22 protein-coding genes are annotated in these 25,802 nt (G+C 62.7%); 7 read left to right on the top strand and 15 right to left on the bottom strand.

From position 1 onward, the window contains the following. Nucleotides 1–24 precede the first annotated feature (24 nt). Genes ASD86_RS01030 through ASD86_RS01010 form a run of 5 tightly spaced genes read left to right on the top strand, consistent with a single transcriptional unit; the run spans nt 25 to nt 6,548 of the window. Complete coding sequence (locus ASD86_RS01030; RefSeq protein WP_056105983.1) at nt 25–1,593, top strand: methyltransferase domain-containing protein; 1,569 nt, start codon at nt 25–27, stop codon at nt 1,591–1,593. After that, nucleotides 1,590–2,513 (top strand): GDP-mannose 4,6-dehydratase, encoded by a 924-nt coding sequence (locus ASD86_RS01025; RefSeq protein WP_056105981.1) that lies wholly within the window; start codon nt 1,590–1,592, stop codon nt 2,511–2,513. The genes ASD86_RS01030 and ASD86_RS01025 overlap by 4 nt, the downstream gene beginning before the upstream one ends. After that, complete coding sequence (locus ASD86_RS01020) at nt 2,510–3,484, top strand: GDP-mannose 4,6-dehydratase (RefSeq protein WP_056105979.1); 975 nt, start codon at nt 2,510–2,512, stop codon at nt 3,482–3,484. The genes ASD86_RS01025 and ASD86_RS01020 overlap by 4 nt, the downstream gene beginning before the upstream one ends. Nucleotides 3,485–3,510: 26 nt before the next feature. Continuing rightward, nucleotides 3,511–4,527, top strand: coding sequence for a glycosyltransferase family 4 protein (locus ASD86_RS01015; protein WP_235567654.1), 1,017 nt, complete (start codon nt 3,511–3,513; stop codon nt 4,525–4,527). Continuing rightward, entirely contained in the window at nt 4,524–6,548 is a 2,025-nt protein-coding gene (locus ASD86_RS01010) for a glycosyltransferase (RefSeq protein ID WP_056105976.1), read from the top strand. The genes ASD86_RS01015 and ASD86_RS01010 overlap by 4 nt, the downstream gene beginning before the upstream one ends. A gap of 35 nt (nt 6,549–6,583) precedes the next feature. Here the strand turns inward: ASD86_RS01010 and ASD86_RS01005 are convergent, their stop codons facing one another. The 13 genes from ASD86_RS01005 to ASD86_RS00945 all read right to left on the bottom strand — a co-directional run bounded on the left by ASD86_RS01005 (nt 6,584) and on the right by ASD86_RS00945 (nt 20,778). Further along, complete coding sequence (locus ASD86_RS01005) at nt 6,584–8,962, bottom strand: hypothetical protein (protein WP_157475972.1); 2,379 nt, start codon at nt 8,960–8,962, stop codon at nt 6,584–6,586. 1 nt (nt 8,963) lies between these two features. Further along, nucleotides 8,964–10,097, bottom strand: a complete 1,134-nt coding sequence (gene rffA, locus ASD86_RS01000) for a dTDP-4-amino-4,6-dideoxygalactose transaminase (protein ID WP_056105971.1) — start codon at nt 10,095–10,097, stop codon at nt 8,964–8,966. Continuing rightward, nucleotides 10,094–10,714 (bottom strand): class I SAM-dependent methyltransferase, encoded by a 621-nt coding sequence (locus tag ASD86_RS00995; RefSeq protein WP_056105969.1) that lies wholly within the window; start codon nt 10,712–10,714, stop codon nt 10,094–10,096. Before ASD86_RS00995 ends, rffA begins: the two co-directional genes overlap by 4 nt. Before the next feature lie 16 nt (nt 10,715–10,730). Then, entirely contained in the window at nt 10,731–11,096 is a 366-nt protein-coding gene (locus tag ASD86_RS00990) for an EamA family transporter (RefSeq protein WP_056105967.1), read from the bottom strand. Nucleotide 11,097: 1 nt separating this feature from the next. Then, nucleotides 11,098–12,159 (bottom strand): GNAT family N-acetyltransferase, encoded by a 1,062-nt coding sequence (locus ASD86_RS00985; protein WP_056105965.1) that lies wholly within the window; start codon nt 12,157–12,159, stop codon nt 11,098–11,100. Then, nucleotides 12,156–13,136, bottom strand: a complete 981-nt coding sequence (locus ASD86_RS00980) for a glycosyltransferase family 2 protein (protein WP_056105963.1) — start codon at nt 13,134–13,136, stop codon at nt 12,156–12,158. Before ASD86_RS00980 ends, ASD86_RS00985 begins: the two co-directional genes overlap by 4 nt. Nucleotides 13,137–13,568: 432 nt before the next feature. After that, complete coding sequence (locus ASD86_RS00975) at nt 13,569–15,677, bottom strand: hypothetical protein (protein ID WP_056105961.1); 2,109 nt, start codon at nt 15,675–15,677, stop codon at nt 13,569–13,571. 41 nt (nt 15,678–15,718) lie between these two features. After that, nucleotides 15,719–16,696: a glycosyltransferase family 2 protein gene (locus tag ASD86_RS00970; RefSeq protein WP_056105958.1), complete on the bottom strand. Its 978-nt coding sequence runs from the start codon at nt 16,694–16,696 to the stop codon at nt 15,719–15,721. Further along, entirely contained in the window at nt 16,693–17,811 is a 1,119-nt protein-coding gene (locus ASD86_RS00965) for an aminotransferase class I/II-fold pyridoxal phosphate-dependent enzyme (RefSeq protein ID WP_082577950.1), read from the bottom strand. Before ASD86_RS00965 ends, ASD86_RS00970 begins: the two co-directional genes overlap by 4 nt. Nucleotides 17,812–17,815: 4 nt before the next feature. Then, nucleotides 17,816–18,217, bottom strand: a complete 402-nt coding sequence (locus tag ASD86_RS00960) for a GtrA family protein (RefSeq protein WP_056105953.1) — start codon at nt 18,215–18,217, stop codon at nt 17,816–17,818. A gap of 10 nt (nt 18,218–18,227) precedes the next feature. Beyond that, entirely contained in the window at nt 18,228–18,851 is a 624-nt protein-coding gene (locus ASD86_RS00955; RefSeq protein ID WP_082577948.1) for an acetyltransferase, read from the bottom strand. Nucleotides 18,852–19,090: 239 nt separating this feature from the next. Beyond that, a complete protein-coding gene (locus ASD86_RS00950) occupies nt 19,091–20,032 on the bottom strand; it encodes an electron transfer flavoprotein subunit alpha/FixB family protein (protein WP_056105950.1) in 942 nt (313 codons plus the stop codon). Next, on the bottom strand, nt 20,032–20,778 hold the full coding sequence (locus tag ASD86_RS00945) for an electron transfer flavoprotein subunit beta/FixA family protein (RefSeq protein ID WP_056105948.1): 747 nt from the start codon (nt 20,776–20,778) through the stop codon (nt 20,032–20,034). Before ASD86_RS00945 ends, ASD86_RS00950 begins: the two co-directional genes overlap by 1 nt. A gap of 399 nt (nt 20,779–21,177) precedes the next feature. Here ASD86_RS00945 and ASD86_RS00940 point away from each other — a divergent pair, with 399 nt between their 5' ends. After that, on the top strand, nt 21,178–21,774 hold the full coding sequence (locus ASD86_RS00940) for a hypothetical protein (protein ID WP_056105946.1): 597 nt from the start codon (nt 21,178–21,180) through the stop codon (nt 21,772–21,774). A gap of 31 nt (nt 21,775–21,805) precedes the next feature. Here ASD86_RS00940 and ASD86_RS00935 read toward each other — a convergent pair whose 3' ends face one another. Continuing rightward, the gene (locus ASD86_RS00935) at nt 21,806–22,633 is read right to left on the bottom strand and encodes a D-hexose-6-phosphate mutarotase (protein ID WP_082578032.1); all 828 of its coding nucleotides are present in this window, start codon (nt 22,631–22,633) and stop codon (nt 21,806–21,808) included. A 149-nt stretch (nt 22,634–22,782) separates the two neighbouring features. Between ASD86_RS00935 and ASD86_RS00930 the strand changes: the two genes are divergently transcribed. After that, on the top strand, nt 22,783–24,195 hold the full coding sequence (locus tag ASD86_RS00930) for a mannose-1-phosphate guanylyltransferase/mannose-6-phosphate isomerase (protein WP_056105942.1): 1,413 nt from the start codon (nt 22,783–22,785) through the stop codon (nt 24,193–24,195). A 603-nt stretch (nt 24,196–24,798) separates the two neighbouring features. Here the strand turns inward: ASD86_RS00930 and ASD86_RS00925 are convergent. Further along, a complete protein-coding gene (locus ASD86_RS00925) occupies nt 24,799–25,725 on the bottom strand; it encodes a hypothetical protein (RefSeq protein WP_056105939.1) in 927 nt (308 codons plus the stop codon). Nucleotides 25,726–25,802 lie beyond the last annotated feature (77 nt).

Here is a 25,802-nt window from a genome sequence, read left to right as displayed (position 1 = left end):
AGCGAAATTCAAAGGGGTTGTCGAATGAAAAAACGCAACAGCACCATTGATGTGGATGCGTTGATATCGCAGTTGAGGTTGGAGCTCGATGGCGTGGAGGAGTCCGCCACCGCGCCTCCGCGTGCCGGCAGTGCGTTGATGCGGCGAGTGCGCGAGGAAGTGGCGCGTCGTCGCGCGGCGCAAGAGGCGGAGGTTGTCGCGCAAGTTGAGTCTTCCGAGCCCGCGATCGCGCTGCCGCGCTGGTCGGGCGGCGCCGGCGCCGTCGCGCTGAAGCGCGAGTACGTCATCGGCGAGCTGCTGGCGCTGGACGATCGCGAATTTATCGAGGTGGCGTACAAGGTTTTGTTGCGCCGCGAGGGTGACCCCGCCGGGGTGGACCATGCGTTGAACTCGCTACGCTCGGGCGTCAGCAAGGTCGAGATTTTGCACTCGATCCGCTTTTCGCCGGAAGGTTTGGCGCGCGGCGTGCATGTCGATGGATTGCTGGCTCCATACTTGTTGCAGAAGTGGCGCCGAATCCCGGTGGTCGGCGCATTGATCGGCTGGGCCCACGCGTTCGTCCGTTTGCCGTGGATGCTTCGCAATCTCGGTCAGATGGATGCGATGCGCGCCCGCGAGATTCAAGGATTGGGCGCGCACGTCAATGCGCTCAGCCGCGACGTCGAAGGACAACTTACGCCGATCGCCGGGATGGGCAACCAGGTCGTTCGCGTTCAGTCCAACATCGATTCGCTCAGCGAAGTGGTGCAGGACCGGTATGTCAGCGAAGGCGAGTTGCGCGAGAACGTGGCTCTGCTGGAGTTCGATGTACGCGAACTCACCGACGAGCTGGATCGTACGAATCGTCGTTTGCAGGAGTTGGAAAGCCGTTTCAACGCGCGTGAAGCGTATGAGCATCCATTGCCCGCGAACGCGCTGGACGAGATGTACGTGCAGTTCGAGGAAACCTTCCGTGGTGCTCCCGAGCTGATTCGCGAGCGCGCAAGCCACTATTTGGATCTGATTCGTTCGGTGGGAGCAGGCAGCGAGGATGCGCCGGTCATCGATCTGGGCTGCGGCCGCGGCGATTGGCTCGATATGTTGCGCGAGAACGGCTTGCACGCTCGAGGCATCGATAATAATCAGGCTTTCCTCAGGCTCAATCGCGAGCGCGGTCACGATGTGATAGAGGCCGACGCCATGGAGGGTTTGCGCGCGATGCAGACCGGTTCGGCCGGAGCGATCACCGGGATGCACATCGCCGAGCACCTCCCCTTCGAGGTATTGGTCGCCATGGTCGATGAATGTCGGCGAGTGCTGCGCCCCGGCGGATTGCTGGCGCTGGAGACGCCGAACCCGGAAAACCTGGCGGTGGCGTCACATTATTTCTATCTCGATCCTACTCATCGCAATCCCCTTCCGCCCGAGGCGCTGCGGTGGATCGTGGCGGCGCGGCAATTCACCGATGTGCGGATTGAGCGTTTGATGGAGTCGCGAGACCTGCAGGCGCCCGCGCTTCTGGCTGAGGATCAGCCGGGCGCCGAATCGATAAACGCGGTGCTGCAGTTGTTCCACAACGCCCCGGACTACGCCGTCGTGGGGATCGCGCCATGAGCGCCACTCTTGCGCGTCGTCTTTTGGTGACCGGGGCCGGCGGATTCGTGGGCGGGCATGTCGAGGCCGCGTGTGGCGACGGCGGGAAACTCGCGGATTGGACGTTCTGTGCCGTGCCTTCCGGTCTGGATATCCGTGATGCGCAGGCCGTGGCCGAGGTCGTGGCCCAGGTGCGCCCCGATGCCGTACTGCATCTGGCCGCGCAAAGTTTCGTGCCGCGCTCCTTCGAGCAGCCTCAGGAAACGTTCGACATCAATCTCGGCGGCACTTTGAATCTGCTGCTCGCGTTGCGGGATTCGAGCTTTGCCGGCCGACTGGTCTACGTGAGCAGCGGCGATGTCTACGGCAAGGTGCCCGAAAGCGAATTGCCGGTGAACGAGCAGCGCCAGCCCGAGCCGCGCAGCCCTTATGCCGTGAGCAAGATCGCCGCTGAACAGCTTTGCATGCAGTGGGTCCGGACCGAAGGTCTGGATGCCGTGATCGCCCGACCGTTCAATCATATCGGTCCCGGTCAGGACGCCCGTTTCGTGTTGCCCGCGCTGGCTCGTCAGATCGTCGAGGTCGAACGCGGTGAACGCGACACGATCGAAGTCGGCGATATCGACACCACCCGCGACTTTACCGATGTGCGGGATATCGTCGCCGCATATGCGGCGATGCTGAGCGGAGGACAAACCGGCGCTACTTACTGCGTGGCCAGCGGCCGGGAGCGCCGCATTCGCGATCTGCTGGGGGTGATGGCGGGGCTGGCCGGCGTGAATCCGGACCTTCACCAGGACCCAAGTAGACTCCGGCCCGCCGAGCAGCGCCGTATGGTCGGCGATTCCGCATTACTGAGCGCGCATACCGGATGGACGCCGAGTATCACGCTCGAAACGACGCTGCACGACATTTTGAACGACGTAAGGAATCATTCATGAGCAACAACAAGAGCGCACTTATCACGGGCGTAACCGGGCAGGACGGCGCGTATCTTTCTCAGCTGCTGCTCGGAAAAGGCTACGAAGTCTACGGCCTGCTCGCGCGACGCAGTACCGATACCCTTTGGCGCCTGCGTGAATTGGGTGTCGACAAGGATGTGCGCTTCATCGACGGCGATTTATCCGATCTGTCGTCGTTGATTCGCGCGATGGAGACGTCGAAGGCCGGCGAGGTTTACAACCTGGGCGCGCAGAGTTTCGTCGGCAGCTCATGGCAGCAGCCGATCCTGACCGCTCAAGTGGATGGTGTCGGCGCGCTGAACGTGCTCGAGGCGGTACGCATCGTCAATTCGTCCGCTCATTTTTATCAGGCTTCGACCAGTGAAATGTTCGGGCTGATTCAGGCTGAAAAGCAGGACGAAACCACGCCGTTCTATCCGCGCAGTCCGTATGGCGTGGCCAAGTTGATGGCGCATTGGGCGACCGTGAATTATCGGGAAAGCTTCAAGATGCACGCTTCCAGCGGCATTTTGTTCAACCATGAATCGCCGCTGCGGGGAATCGAATTCGTAACGCGCAAGGTCACCGACGCGGTCGCGGCGATCAAGCTGGGGCAACAAAAAGAGCTGCGTCTCGGCAACATCGATTCCAAGCGCGATTGGGGATTCGCCGGCGACTACGTCGAAGCCATGTGGCTGATGACTCAGCAGGCCGAGGGTGATGATTATGTCGTGGCGACCGGTATCACCACGACCGTTCGCGACATGTGCGAAATCGCATTCAAGCACGTCGGCCTGAATTATCGCGATCATCTGGTCATCGATGAGCGATTCTTCCGCCCCGCGGAAGTCGACGTGCTGTTGGGTAATCCGGCCAAGGCGCAAGCCAAGCTCGGTTGGTCGCCGAAAACTTCGGTGGAGCAGTTGATCACAATGATGGTGGACGCCGACCTGCGTCGTCGTAAAGGCTGAAAGCAATGCGGATTGGAGTAGTGACGATGCGCCACGCGAGTGGCGAGGCTGGCGGCGCGGAGCGTTTCTACGACGCTCTGGTGGGTTCGTTTCGCCAACTGGGCCATCATGCCGACGAGATCGCGGTGGACGGCGATGAGTCGAGCATGGAGCGGATCAAGCGCAATTATCTGAACTGCTACGACCTGGATCTGTCGTCTTACGACATGGTTGTTTCGACCAAGGCGCCAAGTTGGCTGGTGAGGCATCCCCGTCATGTCTGCTATCTGGTTCACACCATAAGAGTGTTCTACGACATGTTCGAGGAGACCTTTCCCCGTCCGGGAAAGGCGCTCATCGCTGACCGGGACTTGATACATCAGCTCGATAGCGGCGCCTTGGCGCCGCCGCGATGCCGCGCGCTGTTTTCGATCGGCAATGAAGTGTCGATGCGTTTGCGTAAATACAATGGACTCGACGCCGAGGTCTTGCATCCACCGCTGTGGAGCAACGATTTCCACCTTGGCGAGTCCGGAGACTATTTCCTGCTACCTGGGCGTTTGCATCCATGGAAGCGCGTGGATCTGGTCGTGCAAGCGATGCGCCAGGTCAAAAGCGACGTCAAGCTGAAGATCGTGGGCGTCGGCGAGGCCGAGGAATCGCTGCGCGCGCTTGCCGCCGGCGACTCCCGGATCGAATTCCTGGGGCGTGTCGACGACGCGCAATTGCGAGATCTTTACGCCAACGCGCTTGCCGTTCCTTTCACGCCGAAAAGAGAAGACTACGGCTATATCACCCTGGAAGCGTTCGCGAGCGGGAAACCGGTAGTCACCTGTACCGATTCGGGCGAGGCGTCGGTTCTCGTCCGCGACGGCGTCAACGGTTTCGTCTGCGACCCGCGGCCGGCGGCATTGGCACAGGCGATGGACAGGCTGGCCGGCGACCGGGATCTCGCGGTGCGGCTCGGTCGTTCGGGCCGCGAGTGGGTGGAAGGGCTGTCATGGGACAAGATCGCCGCGCGTCTTATCGACGCGGCATTCGAGCAGGCGGAAGAGCGGCGATGAGAAAGTTGAAGGTAACGATCGTCGATATGCAGCCCATTACGCCGGCCATCGGCGGTGGACGCCAACGGCTGCTCGGGCTGTACCACGCGCTCGGTGAGCATGTCCAAGCGACTTACGTGGGCAGTTATGACTGGCCTGGCGAATCGTTTCGCGATCAGCAGCTCACTCCGGGTTTGCGCGAGATCTGCGTGCCATTGAGCAAGGCGCATCACGCCGCCGTTCGCGACAGCGCGCAACGCATGGACGGTCGCACGATGATCGACCTGGAGTTCAGCGAGCAGGCATCGCTGTCCCCGGAATACCTCAATGCCGCTCGCGAGCACATCGCTGGCGCGGATGTGGTGGTGTTCTCTCATCCGTGGGCGTTCCCTCCGTTGCGGCAGGATCTGCGTCCGGAACAACTGATCGTGTACGACTCGCAGAACGTTGAGTCGGTTTTGCGCACATCCTTGCATGATGATCTGCCGCAGGCCGATCCGATTCTTACGCGGGTGGCGCAAACCGAGTACGACCTGTGCCATGCCGCCGATCTGATCCTTGCATGTTCTCATGATGATCGCGACACGTTTCATCGTCTTTACGATGTCACATGGGAAAAATTGCGAGTCGTTCCCAACGGCATCGCCGCGTTCGCGCAGGCCGTGCCAATCGCGCAAGAGCGCAAGCAAGATCGCGAGCAATTAGGGCTGTCGATGACGCGGCCGTTGGCGGTCTTCCTCGGGTCGAACTACGGTCCGAACAACGAGGCCGCGAATTTCGTGGCGACTGAGTTGGCGCCCGCGCTGCCGAACGTCGACTTCGCGATCATGGGCAGTTGCTGTCAGGCGTTGGCGTTGAACTACTTGCCGAAAAACGTGCGCGAGTTGGGCACGGTTTCGGAAGAGGAAAAACGGCAGTGGATGCGAGCGGCCGATATCGCGGTCAATCCGCTGACTCGCGGTTCGGGCACCAGCATCAAAATGTTCGATTTCATGGCCGCCGGCCTGGTTACCGTAACGACCGAGATCGGTTGCCGCGGCATAGTGCATACAGGCGAGATGCCGTTCGAGGTCGCGCCGATTTCCGGTTTCGTGGACGCGGTCCGTCGATTGGTCGGCGATGCCGAGCGTCGCGGCGAAATCGCTTTGCGCGCGCGCAAGGTCGTGGAGAATTTCTACGCGTGGGAGCGCATCTCGCCGTCGCTAGGGCGTCTTGTGCGGAAACGATGGGAAGAAAAGCAGGGCGCGGCCGCGTATTTCACCGTGGTGATTCCCAGTTACGAACGCCCGGCGTTGCTGGATCGGCTGATGGATCGTCTGCGTGCGCAGGTGGAGCGGGACTTCGAGGTGGTGATCATCGATCAGTCCGCCGAGCGTTGGCCGGCGGCTGAGCACGACCATGGTTTTTCGCTGACTTACGTCCATTCGCCGATCAAGGGCGCGGTCAAGGCGCGTAACTTTGGCGGCTATCTGGCCTCGGGAAAAGTCATCGCCTTCACCGACGACGATTGCGAGCCAAAACCGACCTGGCTCTCGAACGCGCGCGATCATCTGCGCGACTCTTCAATTGTCGGCCTGGAGGGCCTGGTCAGCTCGGATCACCTCGGCGATCCCGACTGGCGTCCAGTCAGCAACAAGGGCTTCGAAGGGATCGGTTTCATGACCGCCAACCTGCTGGTACGCAACGAGGTGTTCCAGCGCCTGGATGGCTTCGATCTGTCGTTCGACGAACCTCATTTCAGGGAAGATTCCGACTTTGGCTGGCGCATGCAGGAGTTGGGCGCGGTTCCGTACTGCGAGGATGTGGAGGTTTATCATCCGGCGCACAAGCGCGACGTGGCGCGCGAGTCGTCAGCCGAGCGTACCCGCTTCTTCGAAAAAGACGCGCTCTTGTTGAAGAAGCACCCCGAGCGTTACAAAACGCTGTTCTTCGCCGAAGAGCACTACGTGCATACCAACGGTTACTGGGAGCACCTGGAGCGGGGAGCGTCCAAGTATCAGGTCAAACTGCCGAACTGGATCAAGGACCTGCGCGAGCAGTGACTTTGCCCGCGGATCTCAGCCGAGCGGCCTGGTATCTATTCGCGCTTGGAGTGGTCGAAGGTCTTGTCGCAGTGCCAGGCGACAAGTTCCTGTACCAGGCACAGGCGGTAATCGACTTCCTCCGCCGAGGCGGTCGGCGGTGGTTTTATCTCGATCTGCATGCTTTCGCCGGGACCGAGGTCGCGGCCGAGATCGATTCGTCCGATGTCGCTGGTGCCGGCGGTGCCGGGCTCCCCGATTCTCATCCCCAGTCGCAGCGGAACGGCGCCGTTAGCGGTGAGCGGATAGCGCCCGATATTGGTCAGGCGCACCATCACCGAGCAATTGGCTTTAGATGCCGGACACGAAGCGATCGTGCTTTGTGACAATTCGATCCCCAGGCTCGCCGCATCGACAGGCGAATCGATCGCCGGCGGTTGCGTATGCGTCGCGGTGGTGCGATCGCACAGCCATGCCACATTCTCTTGAATAAGGCAGGCGTGCAGCGAGACGACCTCGGGCGGTAATTTACCTAATGTCGTCTGCACCGAGATTGTTTTCCCGGGAGCGAGCGGGGTTGGGAATTCGATACGCCCGATATCGGCGGACACCAATTCACCCTTGGCGTTCATGCCTTGAATGCCGATACGCATTGGCGCTTGGCCGTTCGACGCCAGGGTCGTCTTGCCGGTGTTGACGACGCGTAGTTGCATGAAGCATTTGTCGCGCGCTTCGCATGCGGGCACCAAGCCCGATCCAGTGTCGATGGCGACCGTCGCCTTATTCACCGGTTCGTCGAAGCGCGCGCCGACCCCATATACCGCATCCGAGATGGGCGACTCGTAAATCGATACGACGAATGGACCCGAGTCGATACGCTCGCTTGGTTTGCCCAATTGACGCTCAAGCGCCAGCCCGCTGTCGGAGGCGAACTCCGCCTTGCTCAGGATGACGGCGTGGCGTCGGCCTGCTCCGCCATGGCTCGGTACGAACGGTACGTGATGAACGAACGGCGCCATGCGTCCGCTGTAAGTAACCGGATAGACCCTGACCCTGCCTTCGGACAGCACCGAGATTACGTGCGAGTTCCAGTATGTGCCCAGAGCGGTACCGACATGCTCGGATTCAAGCAGCTTGATCAGTCGCTCCCGGTCGCGCAGGCTGACGCCATGCGCATCTGCGTTCTCCGGCTTGTATAGAGAGGGCCACATCGCCGCGGTGGTCACCGCTATCACGGACATCGCCATCAGCATGTAGCGAGGTCGGATTTTGGCTCGCGTACCCAACTCGGATATGGCGCCCGCCAAGACGATGAAGCCGACGAGCACGCCGAGTGTCGAGTAGCGTAGCTCCAGCGCGCTCCAGTAAATGCCCTGGGTCACGATCAGGGGCAGTATGCCTGCGGCCAGCAAGGCATAGCACAGCCATGCGAAATATTTCAGGCGCGGGTTTTCGCTGCCTTTGAGGATGATCCAGCCCGGCGCGATGAAGATCAGTGTGACGATGAGCCAGACCCCGAGTTGCAGGATCTTGGTTGGTCCCGATAACTCGTGCCAAGGACGATTGATCAGGAAGTAACGAAACCAATCGACCGGAATCTGCGACATCGAGTGCGCGATCGCGCGAGGTGAAGCGAGTTTGATGTTGGCCGCGGCATCGTAGTTGGCGATGTTGGGAATGATGGCGAGGTAGTAGATCGCGGCCCCCGCGACGGCGCCGGCCACCATGGACACGACTGTCGTGTCGCGGAAACTGGACAGCAAATTCTGCATGCGTCCGCGACGGCTGTGCAGCGCCGCCGCGGCCAACGCCATTAGGCATGGCGCAAACGCCATTACCAAAGCGCGCTTGGGATTGGTCGAGGCGAGCAGGAAGGCCAGGACGAACATGGCCATCGCGACAAAACGGCCACGCGAGCGACTCGCGAGCAAGGCGAACATTCCCAATGCCACGGCGGAGTAGATCGAGTACGCGCCTTGACTTGCGATGAACTCGAGGCTCGCGGCGCTCAACGTGGAAGCGATCAACGCCACCGCCGCGGTACGGGCCTGTTGCTGCGGGCCCAGCACCTGCCGCGCGCAGAACCACGCCGCGCCGACCAGGGACAAGTAGCCGGCAATGACGGCCAGCATGTTGCTCGTGTATGAAATCCCGCTCATTCCCGCGAACGGGAGGATGAACAGGTAAGGCGTCATGGTCAGGGTGTCGCCGTTCGCGAATACCCATTGAGTCGGGATCAAATGGCCTTGGCGCGAAGCCAAGTCGGCCAGGATGGATTTGATCGCCGCATCGCTATGGAAAACGCTCTTGTAGTCCAGCGCGATGAAGATGCAGACATAGGCGATCGTCGCCCACACGAGCAGGGCCGAGACGAGCTTCCAGGCATGTGCTCCATTGGGCTCGTCAGCCGCGCCAGTCTGCATCGGTCGCGTCATCTCAAAGCTTCTCCAGCGCGTCGCCGGCGACGGAAAACACGCGGTCGAGCTGACTATCCAATCCGACCCAAAGGGGCATGCGAACCAGCGTGTCGGACACCCGGTCGGTCACGCTCAGGTCGCCATGCGCGCGCCCGGTCTTGAGTCCGTGCGGGGCCGAGTGAAGCGGGATGTAGTGGAACACCGCCTGGACGTCGTGCTCGCGCAGTTGCTGGATGAACCGAGTACGCGTCTCGAGGTCGGGCAGCAACATATAGAACATATGCGCGTTGTGCCTGCAGTCGGAAGGCACGATGGGCCGGCGGATGAGTCCGCGGGATTCGTATTGCTGCGCCCACTCGTAGTAGCGCTGCCATAGCGCCAGGCGCCGTTCGGTGATCGCTTCGGCCTGGTCGAGTTGGGCGGACAGAAACGCCGCGGTGATTTCTCCGGGCAGGAACGACGATCCTTGGTCGACCCATGTGTATTTGTCGACTTGTCCGCGGAAGAAGCGGCTGCGGTTGGTGCCTTTTTCGCGAATGATTTCGGCGCGTTCGCCGAACTCCGGGTCGCGCACGAGCAAGGCGCCGCCTTCGCCCGAGATGATGTTCTTTGTTTCGTGGAAGCTCAGCGCGCCCAGGTCGCCGATAGTGCCCAGCGGCCGGTCCTTGTAGGTCGAGCAGATGCCTTGGGCGGCATCTTCGATGACGTAGAGACCGTGTTTCCTGGCGATGTCGCCGATCGCGTCCATGTCGCAGGAAACGCCCGCGTAATGCACGACGCAGATGGCCTTGGTGCGGGGGGTGATCGCGGCTTCGATCAGGCGCTCGTCCAGATTAAGCGTGTCGGCGCGGATATCCACGAATACCGGCACCGCTCCGCGCAAGACGAAGGCGTTGGCTGTCGAGACGAAGGTGAACGACGGCATGATGACTTCGTCGCCGGGTTTCAGATCGGTCAGCAACGCGGCCATTTCCAGCGCCGCGGTGCATGAGTGGGTCAACAAGGCGCGGTTCGCGTGGGTATTGGCTTCCAGCCACGCATGGCACTTCTTGGTGAAAGCGCCGTCGCCGGATAGATGGCCGTTCGCATGCGCTTCGGCGATGTTGGAAAGTTCATTGCCCGTCATGTAGGGGCGGTTGAACGGTACCTTCACTTGGTGCACTCCAGAACGGCGTGTGAGTAGGGAATGTGGAGCAAGTCGTCGCGGCGGTGCAGTTGTGTATTCGAGTAAATATCGGGGACAAGCGCCTTGTAGGCCGCCCCCTCGCGCACGTTCTGGCCGCGGTCGCGGGAAATCAGGAAACGCGCGGCCGTTGACTGCGGCTCCCAATACGCCGGGTCCACGGTGATGAGTCGGCCACCAGGCGCCAAGCGCTTGTACAGATGCGCTATCAGCGCGGAGGCGTCCGCATCGTCGAGATGGTGCAACAAGCCAATGGCCAAGGCCGTATCACACTGCGGTAGTTCATCCTCGCTGAGTTGCGTGATGTCGCGGCACATGAAAGTGCCGCGCGTTCCGTAGCGCGCTTTGGCGGCGTCGATGTACGCCGGAGAAAGATCGAAGCCGAAGTAGCGCACGTCCTTGGGCAAATGCTGAAGGATCATCGCCGTGCCGCAACCTACGTCGACGATCATGCCGCCGTCGCCAGGGCGGACGTAATCCGAACAGATAAGCCGACGATGCCGCTCGGCGCCCAGCAGATTTTGGAATGAATCGTAGACGAAGGGGTTCGACAGAATGCTGCGGATGCCGCTAGTAACCTGCGCCATGTTGAATCTCGCTTGATCAGCCTTTTAGGGAAAGCACGGCAATGCCGCCCACGATTAAAGCGGTTCCCAGAATCTTGCCCGCAGTCACCGGCTCGCTGAAAAATGTCGCGCCGAACAGCAGAATAAGCAGAAAACTCGTCGCAGTGTAGGGATAGGCGGTGCTGAGCGGCAACTTGCTCAGCGCCAGCATCCAGAACAAAGAAGCGATGAAGGCCGAGCCCAGCCCGCTGATGACCCAGGGATTGGTAAGCGTGTTCAGCAGGAACGTGATCTTGCCGCTGACGGTGTCCGGCACCGTTCCAGCCAGGCCGACCTGCCATTTGAGAACCAGTTGGCCGTAGACAGTGAACAGCACCGTCAGGGCGATGAATAGATAGCCCACGTCAGACGGACTCCTGTGAGGTGGTGTTTGCGTAGCAAAGCAGCTTCAGATCACCGGCCGCATCGTGCATTGTCGCGACTAACATCGGCATGTCAGTCGCATCGGTCAGCAAGCGGACGCGGGCGAGATAGGGTGCGCCACCCTGTAGCGGCGACAGCACCGTCACGGATAGTCCGGTAGCCGACGCGAGCGGTTCGCCGAAAGCCTGCATGGCGTCTGAGATCGCAACCACTTCGCCTGCATTATTGCCTCGGGTGAGCACGAACTCGCGTTCGACCAGCGTTTCGCCAGCGTGGAGCAGTGCATTGATGTGATATGTGTCATACGCGCGGTGCAAGGCGAAACCCTCTCGCGCCCAGACTTTTTGCACGGCATGGTTCCATATCTGGGTGGATATTTCGATTTTCTTTATGCCGCTATTGCTGCACTGCGTCATCGCATGCCTGACCAAGTCGGTGTAAACGCCGCCGCCGGCGTGATCGGGATGGACCGCGTTGAGGACAATCTCGCAGCTACCCGCATCGCGGTCGACCATGCAGCATACGAAGCCGACTACCTGTTGGCCGCGACGCGCTACCCAAGTGATTTTTCCCGGTTCGGGGTGGGTGAGGTAGCCGCTCGCCCACTCGATGTAACCCGCGCTGGATTTGGCCGCGTCCAGCAGGGGATTGGCGCTGTAGTGACTAATGTAGCCGGCGAAAGCCAGCGCCGCGACCTGCTGAAGCCCTTCAAGGTCGACTCCAGTCGCCTCGGAGATAGTCAGGTCGTGATTACGCGCGGTGCGTGCGCGATGGTCGCTCACCGCGGCCCGGTAATAGACCAGCGTATCGGCGTGGATGGGCGACAAGCCGAGCGCGGCGAGGGGTTGCATGGCGGAAGCATGCCCGACCGGACTGCGCACGATCGCGATGTCCACTTGCTGCGCTACGATCTCGCGCAGCAGGCGATGCGGATCCGGCGATGCGGTGGCGCCGCGGAATATTCGGTAAGCGAAGCGTCGAGAGTCCGGCTCGGAGAACTTCAGCACTTCGCTGGACTCGGGAGTCAGGCGGTTGTTGCTCAAGCGCGGCGCTCCGAGGAGGTTACTTCTTCGCTGACGATGTAATAAGGCCGGCGCTTGGCGTCGTTGAACAAGCGGCCGATATACAGCCCTGTAATGCCGGTGCAGAAGATGGTGACGCTGCCGATGAGCCATATCGAAGCGACGATGCTGGTGAAGCCGGCAACCGCCACGTCGCCCAACAAGTATCGATAGACGCTGAATGCTACGAAAGCGATCGAGACCAGCGAGAACATCAGGCCGAGTTTCACCACCAGCCGCAGCGGCTTGTCGGAATAAGACAGCACCACATTCAATGCCAATCGAATGAGCTTGCGCAGGCTATAGCTGCTCGTTCCGTGCTGACGCATCGCATGTTCGACGGGCACGGTAGCGGTTCGGAATCCGGTCCATTTGATCATCAGCGGGAAGAATCGGTCCGACTCGGGCATCCGATTTACGGTGTCGATCACCTTGCGACTGAAAATGCCGAAGTTGGCGATGCTGTGATCGTATTTGACTTCGGTCAGGTAGCTGAGCAGGCGGTAGAACGTATAGGAAGTCAGACGCTTGAATGCGGTGTCCTGGCGATCGATACGCTGCGCGAATACGATTTCATTACCGGCGAGAGCGGCATCGAGCAACTTGGGCAGTTCTTCAGGCAAATCTTGCAGGTCGCAATCGAGCACGGCGACCCACTCGCCGCGCGCATGCTCGATGCCCGCCGCGATGGCGTAATGCTGTCCGAAATTCCGCGACAGTCTCAGGCCGCGTACATTGGGCAGATGCTCGGCCAGCTCCACGATTCTCTGCCACGAGCCGTCCGGGCTGCCGTCGTTGACCAATAGAATTTCCAGCGCCATGCCGGTCGGTAGCACCGCCGCCGTGATGCGGTGCACCAGTTCTTCCAGGCAGCCTTCGCACCCGTACACGGGTGAAACCACGGATAGCAGTCCCTTGGTAGGCTCGGCGCGCTGGGCAATGGGATTGGCTGCGATCATGAGGTTTGCTTCTTAATGGAATGAATGGCCGGGTAAAACGCGGACGTCGCCCCGGTTTTCAGGCGGATCCGGCCAGTGTCGTATCGGGGCGACCAATATCCAGCAATTCTAACGGAGACCGTCATGAGGGAGGACGGGCCGGCATTCCGCCCGGCTGGACGCTCTCGAGCCTTGGCTGAGCTATCCGCGGTTGAGCGGCTGAATCATGGCCTTCGTCCTGCGTCGGGCCGGATTCGAGGTATTGCGAAGTTGAGATTCCAGGTGCGTTCACCGGCCCGCATCAAGCCGGCTTACTCTCAGGCGGCAATCCGGATATCGCAGGCCCTGGCGCGGGTGGGCTGACGGTATTCGTCGGCGCGCAGGTCGGCGACGGGTGTGGCGTCGCGACCAGATGCCCTCGCTAGATGAAAGCCATGCCGTCGAGCCGCGGCGTCACTGTAAGCGTCCAGCGCCGCCGCATAGAACCGGATCGCCAATCGCCAGCCAGAAGGCCAAGGGGCGCGTGTCACCGTTTCCAGGCAGTGCGGCTGCCGGGGTGGTCTTGAGGCGTACCGCCGCGCCTTGCTTGGGAACCGGCAGCGCGACGCGCGCGGGCGCATCAGGTCGGACTTCGGTTTGCGCCGCCAAATCGCCATCCACCCACAGCTCGATGTGGCGCGGAACGACGGTGCCCAGTTCCAAGTTCAATGAGCAGCCGGAAAGGCCGCCAGCCACCGGAGCGACATGGATGGAGGCGTCGCCCGATGACCATATCAGTGCTCTGCCGCCGCCCTGGTCCTCTCGTACATACCAGCCTTGTCCCAGCGCCATCAACAATGTCGGCGCGGCGGTTTTTGGATTTTTCAAGGCGTAACCTGTCTGGGTCCCATCGCTGGACACCACCGTGGTCAGCGGATGGGTTGCGGCGAGTTGGCGCAGAAATCCGTCGATCCAGGGGGTGCGATCGCGTTCATCCACGACCACGCCGGTGTAGCCCGCGGAGTCGAACAAGCGCACGGCTTCGTCAGGCGACTGCGCGACCAGCATGGACAGCCAGTCCGACGCGGCGCGTCCCTTCATCGCGCCGTAGGTCCAGTGCAGATCCAGTCCGTGCAACTGGTTGCGAAACTGGGTGTAGTGACCGATCGGGGTGACGGTCTCCGGGTATTCGAGGAACGGCAATTGCAGCACGTCGGCGCCGAGTGGAAGCTGTTTGCGCAGGTCGGCCACGAATTTCCGATCGCTGTCGAAGCGGGCGATGGCCGTGGCATTGCGTTCCTTGAGCATCCTGCGCCGGTCGGGCATTTGATCGGGGATCGCGATCAGCACCATCAATACCGCGGCTAACGGTGCGAGCCAGCGCCGGTTATAAGTCGTTGCCGCCAATTGCACGGCACTGGCCAATACGATCAGGGAGGCGTAGCCGATCAGCGGCGAAACGCGGTTGACCGCGCGGATCTCCGGCGAAACGATTAGCGAGAACAGCGTGGCGAAACCACCGATGGTCGCGAAGACCGTCATGATCGCGACGGTCATCGCGGCGAACTGCGCCTGCTGCGGCAGTCGGCGGCGGAATGCGGGAACCAGCAGCACCAGCAGCGCCAGGCAGAAGCCGGCCGTGCCGATCAGGCCGAGGCCGGCGGTCGAATTCTCCGTGTTGAGCGGCGCGACCGCATCGTAGCGTTCCCTGAGCTTGGCGAACGGCTCGAAGCGATGGCCTTGCACGGGAAGCAGCATTTGGGCGATTTTCAGACCGAACAGCTCGGTTTCCGCGACCGTTCGCACCGCGACCCGGTCATTGCGGCCGTTCTCCATGCGATACAGCGTCGTGGGCAATAGCTGCACCGTCACGCACAAGACGATGGCCGCGATCGACACCAGCATCCGGCGCAGGCTGGAAGCGGCTCGAAATTGCAGGTAGCCGAGAATGCCGGCGGCGCCGATCAGCACGCAGGCGAAAAAGCCGAAGTAGATGCCGGTGGTGCCGATCCAGATCAGAATCGCGGTACGCGCAGCGACAGAGGTCCATCGCCACGCCCGGGACCGTTGCGGCGCGTTCGGAGCCGCGGGTAGATACGTCCAGGTCGCGATCAGCAGGGTCAGCGCGAAAGCCGAATAGTTGTTGTAATACAGATGCTGCTCGCGCAGGAAATGAAACGGCAGCACCGAGAACGCGATCGATACGGCGACCGATAGGGCCACGCCGATGCCGAGCCGTCTGGCCACGGCGAACCCGGCCAATGCGGTCAACGCCACGCCCAACAGGTACATGCGGTTGTAGCGACGGCCGAAGTCGCCAGGCGCCGCGACCGCGTTCGCCATCGCATGATTGGCGTAGTCGGCATTCGGGAAGTCGAGATGATCGGTGCCGATGGGCGCGCCGGCCAGATCGATGCGCGATACACTGCCCGCCTTCTGTGCTTCGAGTACGTAGGAATATTGCAGCGAGTCGCCTTCGTACATGAACGGTACGTCCGCGCGGCCGTAGCTCATGCCCACGCCATACCAGCACACGATCATCGCGACCAAAATGGAAATCAGGCAGGCGACGACGTTGGTCATTGCGATTCGGCCGGGCAGCGGAAAACGGGGAGCGAGGCGATTCATGGATGCAGGTCAGGTGCTCGTTCCGGAGCACCTCCGACGACGGTGGCGGACGATGTGCGTTCGTCGATCACGTACAAGGGCTTGTCCTTGATCTCGTCAAGAATGCGCCAGAGGTATTCGCCGATGATGCCCAGCATGAACATCAGGATGCCGCCGATGACCAGCAACGCCACCATGATGGGCGCCCAGCCGGTGAAAGGTGTGGCGTGCATGGTCCAGGCCACGACGATGACCGCTGCATAGGCGACGCCAAGTAACGCGAAAACCACGCCGCACATCGACATGATGCGGATGGGCAGATAGGAACCGTCGAGCAGGAAGTCGTAGAACAGCTTCATCTTCTTGCTGAAGTTGTACTGCGACTTGCCGACTTCCCGCTTACGCCGCACGTAGGGCAGGTAGGTCGTGGTCAAGCCGGCCCAGATCACGTCGCCCTGGTAAAAACGGTTGCGTCCGCGGTAGCTGAGAAACAAGTCAAGCGCGCGGCGGCTCATCAGCACGAAGTCGAAGCCGCCGGCCGGGATGTCCGGGTTGGATGCCCTCAGCGCACCGTAGGCCAGGCGGGAAAAGAACTTGGCGCCGAAGGAATCTTCGCGATCCTCGCGAAACGCCACCACGACTTCCGAACCGCCCAGCCATTTGTCGACCATGTCGACGGTCAGCTCCGCCGGATCCTGCAGGTCGGCCGACATGTTGATGATCGCGTCGCCGCTGGCGTGCCGATAGCCCGCCACGATCGCCGCCAGCTGGCCGAAATTCCGGCTGAAGCGGATGCTGCGGACGTTCTGGTCCAGTCGCGTCACTTCCTCGATCTCGGCCTGAGAGCCGTCCTTGGAACCGTCGTTGACGAAGATGATTTCGTACTGGTGCGCGGCCAGCGGCCCGCCCTGGTAAAGCGCAGCGATCGTCTCCCAGGTGCGCTTGATCGATCCTTCGTTGTGGTAGACGGGAATGACGTAGGTCACCTTGTTCACAACGGGTCTCCCTCCTGGTTCGCATCCCTCAACGCCGCGCAGACCCTGGCGATTTGCTCGTCGCTCATGCCGATAAAGAAAGGCAGGCCGAGGATGCGCTCGCCGATGTCGACAGCGACATCCAGCAGGCCGGACACCTCGGTATCGCGCAATGCCGGATGAGTGTGCAGGGACGGCGAATACCAGCGGCGACTCTGGATGCCTTGTTTGGCCAGATGTTCGCTCCAGCGCGCGGCCGACGCTCCAGCCGGCAGCAATACGGGCAAGAGCGGATAGATGCCGTCGGCAGGCTTGGTCTGATAGTCGAGGAAGGGGCAGATTCGAGCCAGTGCGCGCGCATAGCGGGCGCTCAAGTCGCGCCGGGCGCGCTTGGTGTCGTCCCATTGATCGAACGAGGCCAGGCCGATGGCGCAGTGGTATTCGCTCATCTTGCCGTTGGTGCCGATGGAGTCGAGCATGCCGATCGAGGTGTCGATTCCGAAATTCGAAAGCTTACGAATGCGCTTGATTCGTTCGATCGAGCGCGACAGCACCGCTCCGCCCTCGGCGGTGCCGAAGGATTTGGTGGCATGAAAGCTGTACACGACATCGGTCAGCTCGCCCGGTCGCTGGTTGCCGAAAGCGCCGGCTGCGTCTATCACCACGGGTATCGAGGTGTCGCGAACGAAGGCATCCCATTCGTCGGTGCGATGCGGACAAGCGAAGGTCGAGACCGGAATGACGGCGTCGACAGGGCCGCGCGCGACGGCCGCGCGGGCCAGCGCCGGAGTCAGAAGCCAGTTGTGGGGATCCACATCGGAAAGCACGGGCTTCATTCCGACCCGGATCACCGAGGTCGCGGTGGCCGCGAAGGTGATGGCGGGAATCAACACGCGCGCTCCGGGAGGCAGCTCCAGCGCCTGCAGCGCGAGCTCCAGGCCGACCGTGCAATTGGAAACGGTGGTGACCTGTTCGGGCAGCCACTGCGGACCCACGTCGGCGGCGATACGACGTTCGAATTCGGCGTTGATCGGACCGAAATTGGTGTAGTGCCGGTTTTCGTCGATTTGTCGTAAATACGGCAGCAGGCTGTCCGCTCGCGGCATGTGGGGCACAAGCAAAGGAATGATATTCATCGAGTCAACCGGCGAACGAGTAATGCTTGTGGACGAGATAGCTTGCCACCGTCGAGCCCAGGATAAACAACGCCTGCCCGAACAACGGGCTGGTATCGGTTACCGAGGTGAACGCAGGCAGCAAAATGAGGTTTGCCGCGAATATCGCGCTGTTGCTGCCCAGGAACCGCAGGAACTGCGCGCGCCAATCGTCGGCGGTGCGCCGGAACACCAACAGGCGTTGGGCGAGGAACGATTGAGGCAGGGCGATACAGTAGGCGACCAGCAAGGTTGCGGTCGGATGCCATGTCTGCCCGAACAACAGATGCACGGCCACGAAGACCAGATAGCCGAACAGGGTGTTCCAGGCTCCGACGATCAGGAACCGTTGCTTTTCGGATCGCCAGGTATGGCGAAGCCACTTCATCGGCGCGCGGTCAACGAGTGGGCTTGAGGCGGGCGGGGCTGCCGACGTAGACGCCGCCTGCTTCCGGCAGATCGCCCACGACCACCGCGCCCATGCCGACGATCGCATCGGCGGCGACGCGGACCTTCTCGCGCAGACAGCTGTTGGTACCGAAATACGAACCGGCGCCGAGGAGGCAGTTGCCGCTGATGTTTACTCCAGGCGCGGTGGTCACGAAGTCTTCCAGGCGGCAGTCGTGTCCGACGGTAGTCGACAGGTTCAAGTTGACTTGGCGACCGATGACGACATCGCAGGTGACGATGCTGGCCGCGCAGATGATGCTGCCTTCGCCGACGCTGCTGCTGCGATGGACGCGTGCGTCAGGATGAACCAATGTCGGGTAGCGGGTCTGTATCGGCAGCGATGCCTGCATCTTGCGCCGTGTCTGCGGGTTGCCGACCGCGATCACCAGGTCGGTGGCAGCGGGATCGAAGCGGCTGATGGGCTGCGTGGCGATGCCGGCGACGACGCGCTCGTTCCAGATATCGTCGCTTTCATACAGCGCGGTCACGCGATCGCCCAGGCTCATGTCTTCCAGCAGCATCAGGATTTCGCGCGCGAAACCACCACTGCCATAAAGCGCTAGTTTTCTCATGCTGGGCTCTTATGTGCTTGTGCGGCGATGGACGATGGAGGATCGGCTGATGCCATATGACGCCAAGTTGCATTCATAAGCGCCCGCCTGACTGGCTATCGCGAGCCCGCGACCACTCCAGGGTCTCGACAGTCAATTCGCCGCATTTATTCATAAGCCGAACTCTAAAATAATCCCCGCCAGCAGGTTCTGGCTGGCGGGGAGTTCGGACCGCGGACGATGGATACCGTGCGCGCGAATCAGCCCAGCGCGGTTTCCAACTCCGGCAACAACTTGAACAAATCCCCCACCAACCCGATGTCGGCGATCTCGAAGATCGGCGCTTCGCCGTCCTTGTTGATCGCGACGATCGTGCCGGCGTCCTTGATGCCGGTCAGGTGCTGGATCGCGCCGCTGATGCCGACGGCGACGTAGAGCTCCGGGGCGATGATCTTGCCGGTCTGGCCGACCTGCAGTTCGTTCGGGACGTAGCCGGCATCGACCGCGGCGCGCGAGGCGCCCACGGCGGCGCCGAGCTTGTCGGCGAAGTCGTAGATGATCTTGAAGTTCTCGGCCGAGCCCACGCCGCGGCCGCCGGAGACGACGCGCTTGGCGCTCTGCAGGTCGGGACGGTCGGACTTGCCGGCGGCCAGCCCAACGTAGCGGGTGTGGGTCGGCAGCACGGCGTCGACCGACGCGGCTTCGACGGTGGCACTGCCGCCCTTAGCCGCTTCCGGCCACGACGCCGCGCGCACGGTGGCGACGACGGTGTGGTCGCTCGGCGCTTCGACGGTGACGATGGCGTTGCCGGCGTAGATCGGACGCTTGAAGGTGTGGCTGCCTTCGACCGCCATCACGTCGGAGACCTGGGCCACGCCGAGCAGGGCCGCGACGCAGGGCATCAGGTCCTTGCCGAAGGTGGTCGAGGGGCCGAACACATGGCTGTAGCCCTTCGCCAACGCGGCGATCTGCGGCGCGAGCACCTGCGCGATCGGCTGGGCGTTGGCGGCGTTGGCCACGGTCAGCACCTTGGCGACGCCGGCGATCTGCGCGGCATCGGCGGCGACGGCGGCCGGGTCGGCGGCCAGCACCACGATGTCGATCGATTCGGGCTTGAGCGCCTGCGCGGCCGACACGCACTTGGCGGTGGCGGCGTTGAGCTTGCCCTCGAGATGTTCGGCGACGATCAAAACCTTGCTCATCACAGCAACCCCTTCTGCTTCAGTGCGGCGACCAGTTCGGCCGCGTCCTTGACCATCACGCCCTTGCTGCGCTTGGGCGGCGGTGCGTAATGGGTGGTCTTGAGCGTGTCGCCGGTGTCCACGCCGAGGTCGGCGAACTGGATCGTCTCCAGCGGCTTGCTCTTGGCCTTCATGATGTCGGGCAGCTTGATGAAGCGCGGCTCGTTGAGGCGCAGGTCGGTGGTGACCACGGCCGGCAGATCGACTTCGAGCGTTTCCAGGCCGGCGTCGACTTCACGGGTGACCGTGGCCTTGCCGTCAGCCACTTCGAGTTTGGAGGCGAAGGTCGCCTGCGGGCGGCCCCACAAGGTGGCGAGCATCTGGCCGGTCTGGCTGGCGTCGTCGTCGATCGCCTGCTTGCCCAGGATCACGATGTCGGGCTGTTCCTTTTCGATCAGCTTGAGCAGCGCGCGCGCGGCGGTCAGCGACTGGATCGGCTGGTCGCAAACGATGTGCACGGCGCGGTTGGCGCCCATCGCCAGGCCGTTGCGCAGGTGCGGCTGGGCATCGGCGGGGGCGATCGTGGCGACCACGACCTCGGTGGCGATGCCCTTGTCGCGCAGGCGCAGGGCCTCTTCCAGGGCGATTTCGTCGAACGGATTGGCCGACAGCTTGACGCCGTCGGTGACCACGCCGGAGCCATCCGGCTTGACCTGAATGCGGACGTTGTAGTCCACCACGCGCTTGTAGCCGACGAGGATCTTCATCGTGCGGGGATTCCTTGTGGGGGTGTCCGGCCGGGAGCGGCCAAGAGCCGCCAATTCTAACGGAGACGGCCGGCGGGCGCAGGTTGCCGGGTCGGCTGGCTGGGGCCGGGGAAGACGGGATGTGGCGCCGGCTCGGACGACGATTGGCCGCAATGGCCCGCTCAGCGCGTGTTGTGGGCGGGAGGATCGTGGCTGGAGTCCCCCATGGACCGCGCGGGACCTGCGCAAACCGCGACTGCGTTCACGGCTGCGGTGGCATCGTGCGTCGGGGGCGCGGTCACCCGCGTCCCGGGCGCGGTATGGTGGCGCCGGCGTGGAGCCTGGGTGCCGCGCCGCGCCAAGGCAGGTGGGGTTGTTCGACCGATTCAGGCCAGGAAAGCTAATGAAGAGGCTGCGCTCATGAAATATCTCAAGGCATTGCTGGCCACGTTCGCGTTCGTGATCGTGCTGCTGGGGGTGTACGCCCTGCATGTGCGCTACGGCAAGGTCAACGTGGTGCTGTACAGCGCGATCCTGGACGCCGGCATCGCCGCGGCCGTGGTCGGCGTCGGCGTGTTCGCGTTCAAGGCGTTCGGCGACTTCAACCGCTTCGAGAAGGTGCAGTTGATCTGCCTGTGGATGCTCGGCGGCTACGCCTTCGCGATCTCGGTGCCGACGGTGATCGACCGTTCGCTGTCGTTCTACATCCTGGAAAAGATCCAGCAGCGCGGCGGCGGCATCCACGCCGATCATCTGCACGATGTGCTGGCCAAGGAGTACATGATCGAACACCGGCTGGTCGACGTGCGCCTTACCGAGCAGTTGCAATCGGGCACGATCGTGATCGACGAACGCTGTGTGCGCCTGACCGGGCGCGGCCACAATCTGGCCCGTTTCAGCCGGTTTTTCCGCGGCAATCTGCTACCTAAGCAGCGGCTGCTGATGGGCGAATACTCCGACGATCTGACCGATCCGTTCCGCAACAGCGTCAGCGAAGTGAATTACCGCTGCGGGTAAGCCGGGCGCGCGAAGCGCGCGGCGCGGCCGGTCAGCGCAGCGTCTCTTCGACGATCAAGTGTTGCGCGCCGGTCCAGTTGGCGCCCGGTTCCAGGCGGATCGGTTGGAGAATCCGCGCGGCTTCCACGCAGATGAAATGGCGGTGTTCGCCCGCGCCCAGGTCGGCCAGGCCGGCGGCCAGTTCGGCGCCGGGATTCCATACCACGGTGTCGGCGAAGCCCTCGCTTTCCACCCGCAGCATCTGCTCCCCGTCGGTCACCCGCAGCACCCGACGCGTACCGGGATAAATGCGATCGACCTCGCCCTCGAAGCGAAGCGGCGCATCGGTCGGCTCCACCTGCTCGCCGCCGCGCGCGGTATCGATGTACGCACGATCCTCCAATCCGTGGACCAGGGTGCCGGCGATGTCGGCGACCCGCAGGTAGGTGTGCAGCGCGGCGCTGAATTCGAACGGGGCATCGTCGAGATTGCGCACGCTCAGAGCAATGCGCAGGCGATTTTCGCCCGGTTCCAGGGCCAGCTCGGCCTCGAACCGATGCGGCCAGTGACGGCGCGTGTGCTCGTTGTCGCGAAGGCGGAAGGCCAGGCGCGACGCGCCGGCGCCGGGACCGTCCAGCGGCTCCCAGACGGTGGTGCGGGCGAAGCCGTGGCGCGGGCCGTCGCCGCGCTCGCCGAACTGCGGAAAGATCACCGGTATCCCGCCGCGGATCGCCTTGCCTTCGCCGAAGCTGGCGCGCGGGCTCAGGTACAGGCGCTCGCGGCCCTGGCAGCGCCAGGACAGTGCGTGGGCGCCGAACGGGCTGGCTTCGATCCGGCCGTCGTCGCCGACGTTCAGTTGCAGCGGTGGGGCGAGGGTCATGGCTTCCATCCTTGGAGGCGCGTGCGGGGCGCCGGGTGGGCGTATTTTATCGATCGCGGCGGACAACGCCGGTTAAGTGCCGTGAAGCCGGACGTACGGACCGTCGGCTATCCTTGCATCCCTTTTCCGTTCCGATATCTGGAGCCAGGATGCTTCATCCCGTCGTTCTCAGTGGCGGCAGTGGTTCACGCTTGTGGCCGCTCTCGCGTCAGAATCAGCCCAAGCAGTTCCTTTCGCTGATCGGCGACCACTCGCTGTTCCAGGAAACCATTCTGCGCGCCAGCGCGCTACCCGATACCGGGGCCCCGGTCACGGTCTGCGCCGACGACCACCGTTTCATGGTCGGCGAGCAGTTGCAGGCCATCGGCGTGGCCAACGGCGCGATCCTGCTCGAACCGGTCGCCCGCAACACCGCGCCGGCGATCGCGCTGGCGGCGCTGCACCTGGTCGCCAGCGAGCCCGAGGCGACCATGCTGGTCCTGCCGGCCGACCATCTGATCGAAGACGTCGAAGCCTTCCGCGACGCGGTCGCGCGCGCGGCGGTGCTGGCCGATCAGGACTGGCTGGTGACCTTCGGCATCCATCCGGATTATCCGGAGACCGGTTACGGCTACATCGACCGCGGCGATGCCCTGGGCGAGGGCGGCTACAAGGTCGGCCGCTTCGTCGAGAAACCCGATCTGGCCACCGCCGAGGGCTATGTCGCCGCCGGCACCTATGCCTGGAACTCGGGCATGTTCCTGTTCAAGGCCCAGCGCTACCTCGACGAACTGGCGCGACTGGCGCCGAAGATCCTCGAATCCGCGCGCGCCGCGTATGCGCGGGCCAGCACCGATCTGGACTTCATCCGCCTGGGCAAGGACGAATTCGCCGCCAGCCCGAACGATTCGATCGATTACGCGGTGATGGAGAAAACCGATCGCGCCGCGGTGGTGCCGGTCAGCTGCGGATGGAGCGATATCGGTTCGTGGTCGTCGCTGTGGGCGGTGGCCGAGCGCGACGACGACGACAACCGCTACGAAGGCGACGTGATCTCGGTCGACACCCGCGGCAGTCTGGTGCGCGCGTCCGACCGGCGCATGATCGCGACGATCGGCGTGGAGGACCTGGTGATCATCGACACGCCCGATGCGACCCTGGTCGCGCGCAAGGATCGGGTGCAGGACGTCAAGATGATCGTCGACAAGCTCAAGCAGGCCGGCCGTCAGGAGCATCTGTTCCACCGCAAGGTGTATCGGCCGTGGGGCAATTACGATTCGATCGACATGGGCGACCGTTTCCAGGTCAAGCGCATCGTGGTCAAGCCAGGCGGCGTGTTGAGTCTGCAGAAGCACCACAAGCGCGCCGAGCACTGGATCGTGGTGTCCGGCGTGGCCGAGGTGACCTGCGACGACAAGGTGTTCGATCTGCACGAAAACCAGAGCACTTATATTCCGCTGGGCAGCGTGCATCGGCTGCGCAACAACGGCAGCGAACCGGTCGAGTTGATCGAGGTGCAGTCGGGCAGCTATCTGGGCGAAGACGATATCGTTCGCCTGGAAGACGTTTACGGGCGTTCGTAAGTCGTTCGTGTCGTGAAGCATGCGGCAATCGAAAAGACCGGCCATGGGCCGGTCTTTTTTTATGCTGTCTTCGTTGCGGATCGAAAGGCATCGTGGCTGAAACCCTTCCCGCAAAAGACCTCGTAGCATCGCAGTTGATGCTCTAGCTGCGACGGACTTCGGGGGGCGGAGCCGAGCTCTTGCTACAACGAACTTCGTGTTTTAAGAGTTGAAGTGCTTGTTACAACTTACTTCATGGCATTGGTGCGGAAGTTGCGTAACAAGAAGCTTCGCGACCGAGAGGGGATTTGAAGTCGGTGAAGGTTGTGCCCATGGATGGGCGGTCGTTTTAAGAATCCGGAGATTTCAGCGCCATCCTTCAAGGTCGTCATTCCCGCGAAGGCGGGAATCCAGGGCCTTTCGTGCGAGAACGCTTGAAGTCACTGGATATTCGGCTCCGCCGAAGTAAAACGGCGCCCGCCTTCGCGGGAATGACGATGGGAGGGTTGCTATAGGCTTTGGTGGCTGCGGTGAAAGGTTGCGATAGCTTCGGCTCTTTGTGGACGGAGCTTCAGCCCCGACGCTGTTCGATCCGAAGCTCGCGCGGCCACGGACGCGCGCGACTCAATCCGAAGCATCGACCGCCAGCAGTTCCGCCAACACCTGCGCAAACCGATCCGCGCTGCCCGGCGCATGGTCGAAGAACAGCGAAGGCTCGCACAGCTCCAGTTCCAGCAATTGCGGTCGACCCTCGGCGTCGCGGATCAAATCCACGCGCGCATACGGCAGCGGTTCTTCCAGATCCAGCCGCGCGGTCATCGCGGTCAGCGCATGCAGCGCGACGGTGCGTTCGTCGTCGCCGGCTTCGCGCGGGTTGATGCGTTCGATCGCGCGCAGGTTCAACGCGTCCTCGCGTTGCAGCATCGCGCCCTTGCGGATGGCGTGACTGAACACGCCGTTGAAATGGATCAACGCGGTTTCGCCGTCGCGATCGACCGAGGCCAGGTACGGCTGCAGCATCGCGCTGCGGCCTTCGTCGAGCAGCCGCGCGATGTGGTTGGCGGCGGCGAATTCCTGCACTCGCGCGTACCGCAGCGTATCGCGCGAACCCGCGCTGACCGCCGGCTTGACCACGAATTCCTCGGCCTGCGGATACGCGAGCAGAAACTCTTGCAACGCCGGCATCGCGTCCATGTCCGGTTCGACGAAGGCGGTCGGCACCACCGGCACGCCGCGCGCGGCCAGGTCGGCCAGGTAATGCTTGTCAGTGTTCCAGCGCAGCACCGGCCAGGGGTTGAGCAGGCGGCTGACCGCGTCGACGCGTTCGCACCAGGCCAGGAATTCGTCGAGGCGCTCGGTGTAGTCCCAGGGCGAGCGCAGCAATACGGCGTCGTATCGCGCCCAGGCCACGCTGGGGTCGTCCCAGGCGCGAATCTGCGCGCGCAGGCCGTGCGCGTTGCAGGCGGCGAGCAGCGGCGACAGGTCGTCATCCTGTCCGGCGGCGGCGATGGCGGTGACCAGGACGATGGAAGGCGGGGCGATTGAACTCATGGCGGCAGTCTAACGTCGGCACACAATCAAGGCATTGTCGCGGTATTGCCCGAAAGTCCGCTACGTCCCGGGCCGGC

This window comes from Lysobacter sp. Root690, from assembly GCF_001427785.1.
GTDB lineage: Bacteria > Pseudomonadota > Gammaproteobacteria > Xanthomonadales > Xanthomonadaceae > Lysobacter.
This window is presented reverse-complemented; position numbering and strand designations above follow the sequence as displayed.

Excerpts from the sequence above, each read along its gene's own strand:
- ASD86_RS00935 (WP_082578032.1), bottom strand. The coding sequence starts at position 22,633 with ATGACCCTCGCCCCACCGCTGCAACTGAACGTCGGCGACGACGGCCGG.
- ASD86_RS00995 (WP_056105969.1), bottom strand. The coding sequence starts at position 10,714 with ATGGCGCAGGTTACTAGCGGCATCCGCAGCATTCTGTCGAACCCCTTC.
- ASD86_RS00940 (WP_056105946.1), top strand. The coding sequence starts at position 21,178 with ATGAAATATCTCAAGGCATTGCTGGCCACGTTCGCGTTCGTGATCGTG.
- ASD86_RS00945 (WP_056105948.1), bottom strand. The coding sequence starts at position 20,778 with ATGAAGATCCTCGTCGGCTACAAGCGCGTGGTGGACTACAACGTCCGC.
- ASD86_RS01025 (WP_056105981.1), top strand. The coding sequence starts at position 1,590 with ATGAGCGCCACTCTTGCGCGTCGTCTTTTGGTGACCGGGGCCGGCGGA.
- ASD86_RS00980 (WP_056105963.1), bottom strand. The coding sequence starts at position 13,136 with ATGATCGCAGCCAATCCCATTGCCCAGCGCGCCGAGCCTACCAAGGGA.
- ASD86_RS00955 (WP_082577948.1), bottom strand. The coding sequence starts at position 18,851 with ATGAGAAAACTAGCGCTTTATGGCAGTGGTGGTTTCGCGCGCGAAATC.
- ASD86_RS00930 (WP_056105942.1), top strand. The coding sequence starts at position 22,783 with ATGCTTCATCCCGTCGTTCTCAGTGGCGGCAGTGGTTCACGCTTGTGG.
- ASD86_RS01030 (WP_056105983.1), top strand. The coding sequence starts at position 25 with ATGAAAAAACGCAACAGCACCATTGATGTGGATGCGTTGATATCGCAG.
- ASD86_RS01020 (WP_056105979.1), top strand. The coding sequence starts at position 2,510 with ATGAGCAACAACAAGAGCGCACTTATCACGGGCGTAACCGGGCAGGAC.
- ASD86_RS00960 (WP_056105953.1), bottom strand. The coding sequence starts at position 18,217 with ATGAAGTGGCTTCGCCATACCTGGCGATCCGAAAAGCAACGGTTCCTG.
- ASD86_RS01010 (WP_056105976.1), top strand. The coding sequence starts at position 4,524 with ATGAGAAAGTTGAAGGTAACGATCGTCGATATGCAGCCCATTACGCCG.
- ASD86_RS00975 (WP_056105961.1), bottom strand. The coding sequence starts at position 15,677 with ATGACCAACGTCGTCGCCTGCCTGATTTCCATTTTGGTCGCGATGATC.
- ASD86_RS01005 (WP_157475972.1), bottom strand. The coding sequence starts at position 8,962 with ATGACGCGACCGATGCAGACTGGCGCGGCTGACGAGCCCAATGGAGCA.
- ASD86_RS00925 (WP_056105939.1), bottom strand. The coding sequence starts at position 25,725 with ATGAGTTCAATCGCCCCGCCTTCCATCGTCCTGGTCACCGCCATCGCC.
- ASD86_RS00950 (WP_056105950.1), bottom strand. The coding sequence starts at position 20,032 with ATGAGCAAGGTTTTGATCGTCGCCGAACATCTCGAGGGCAAGCTCAAC.
- ASD86_RS01015 (WP_235567654.1), top strand. The coding sequence starts at position 3,511 with ATGCGCCACGCGAGTGGCGAGGCTGGCGGCGCGGAGCGTTTCTACGAC.
- ASD86_RS00965 (WP_082577950.1), bottom strand. The coding sequence starts at position 17,811 with ATGAATATCATTCCTTTGCTTGTGCCCCACATGCCGCGAGCGGACAGC.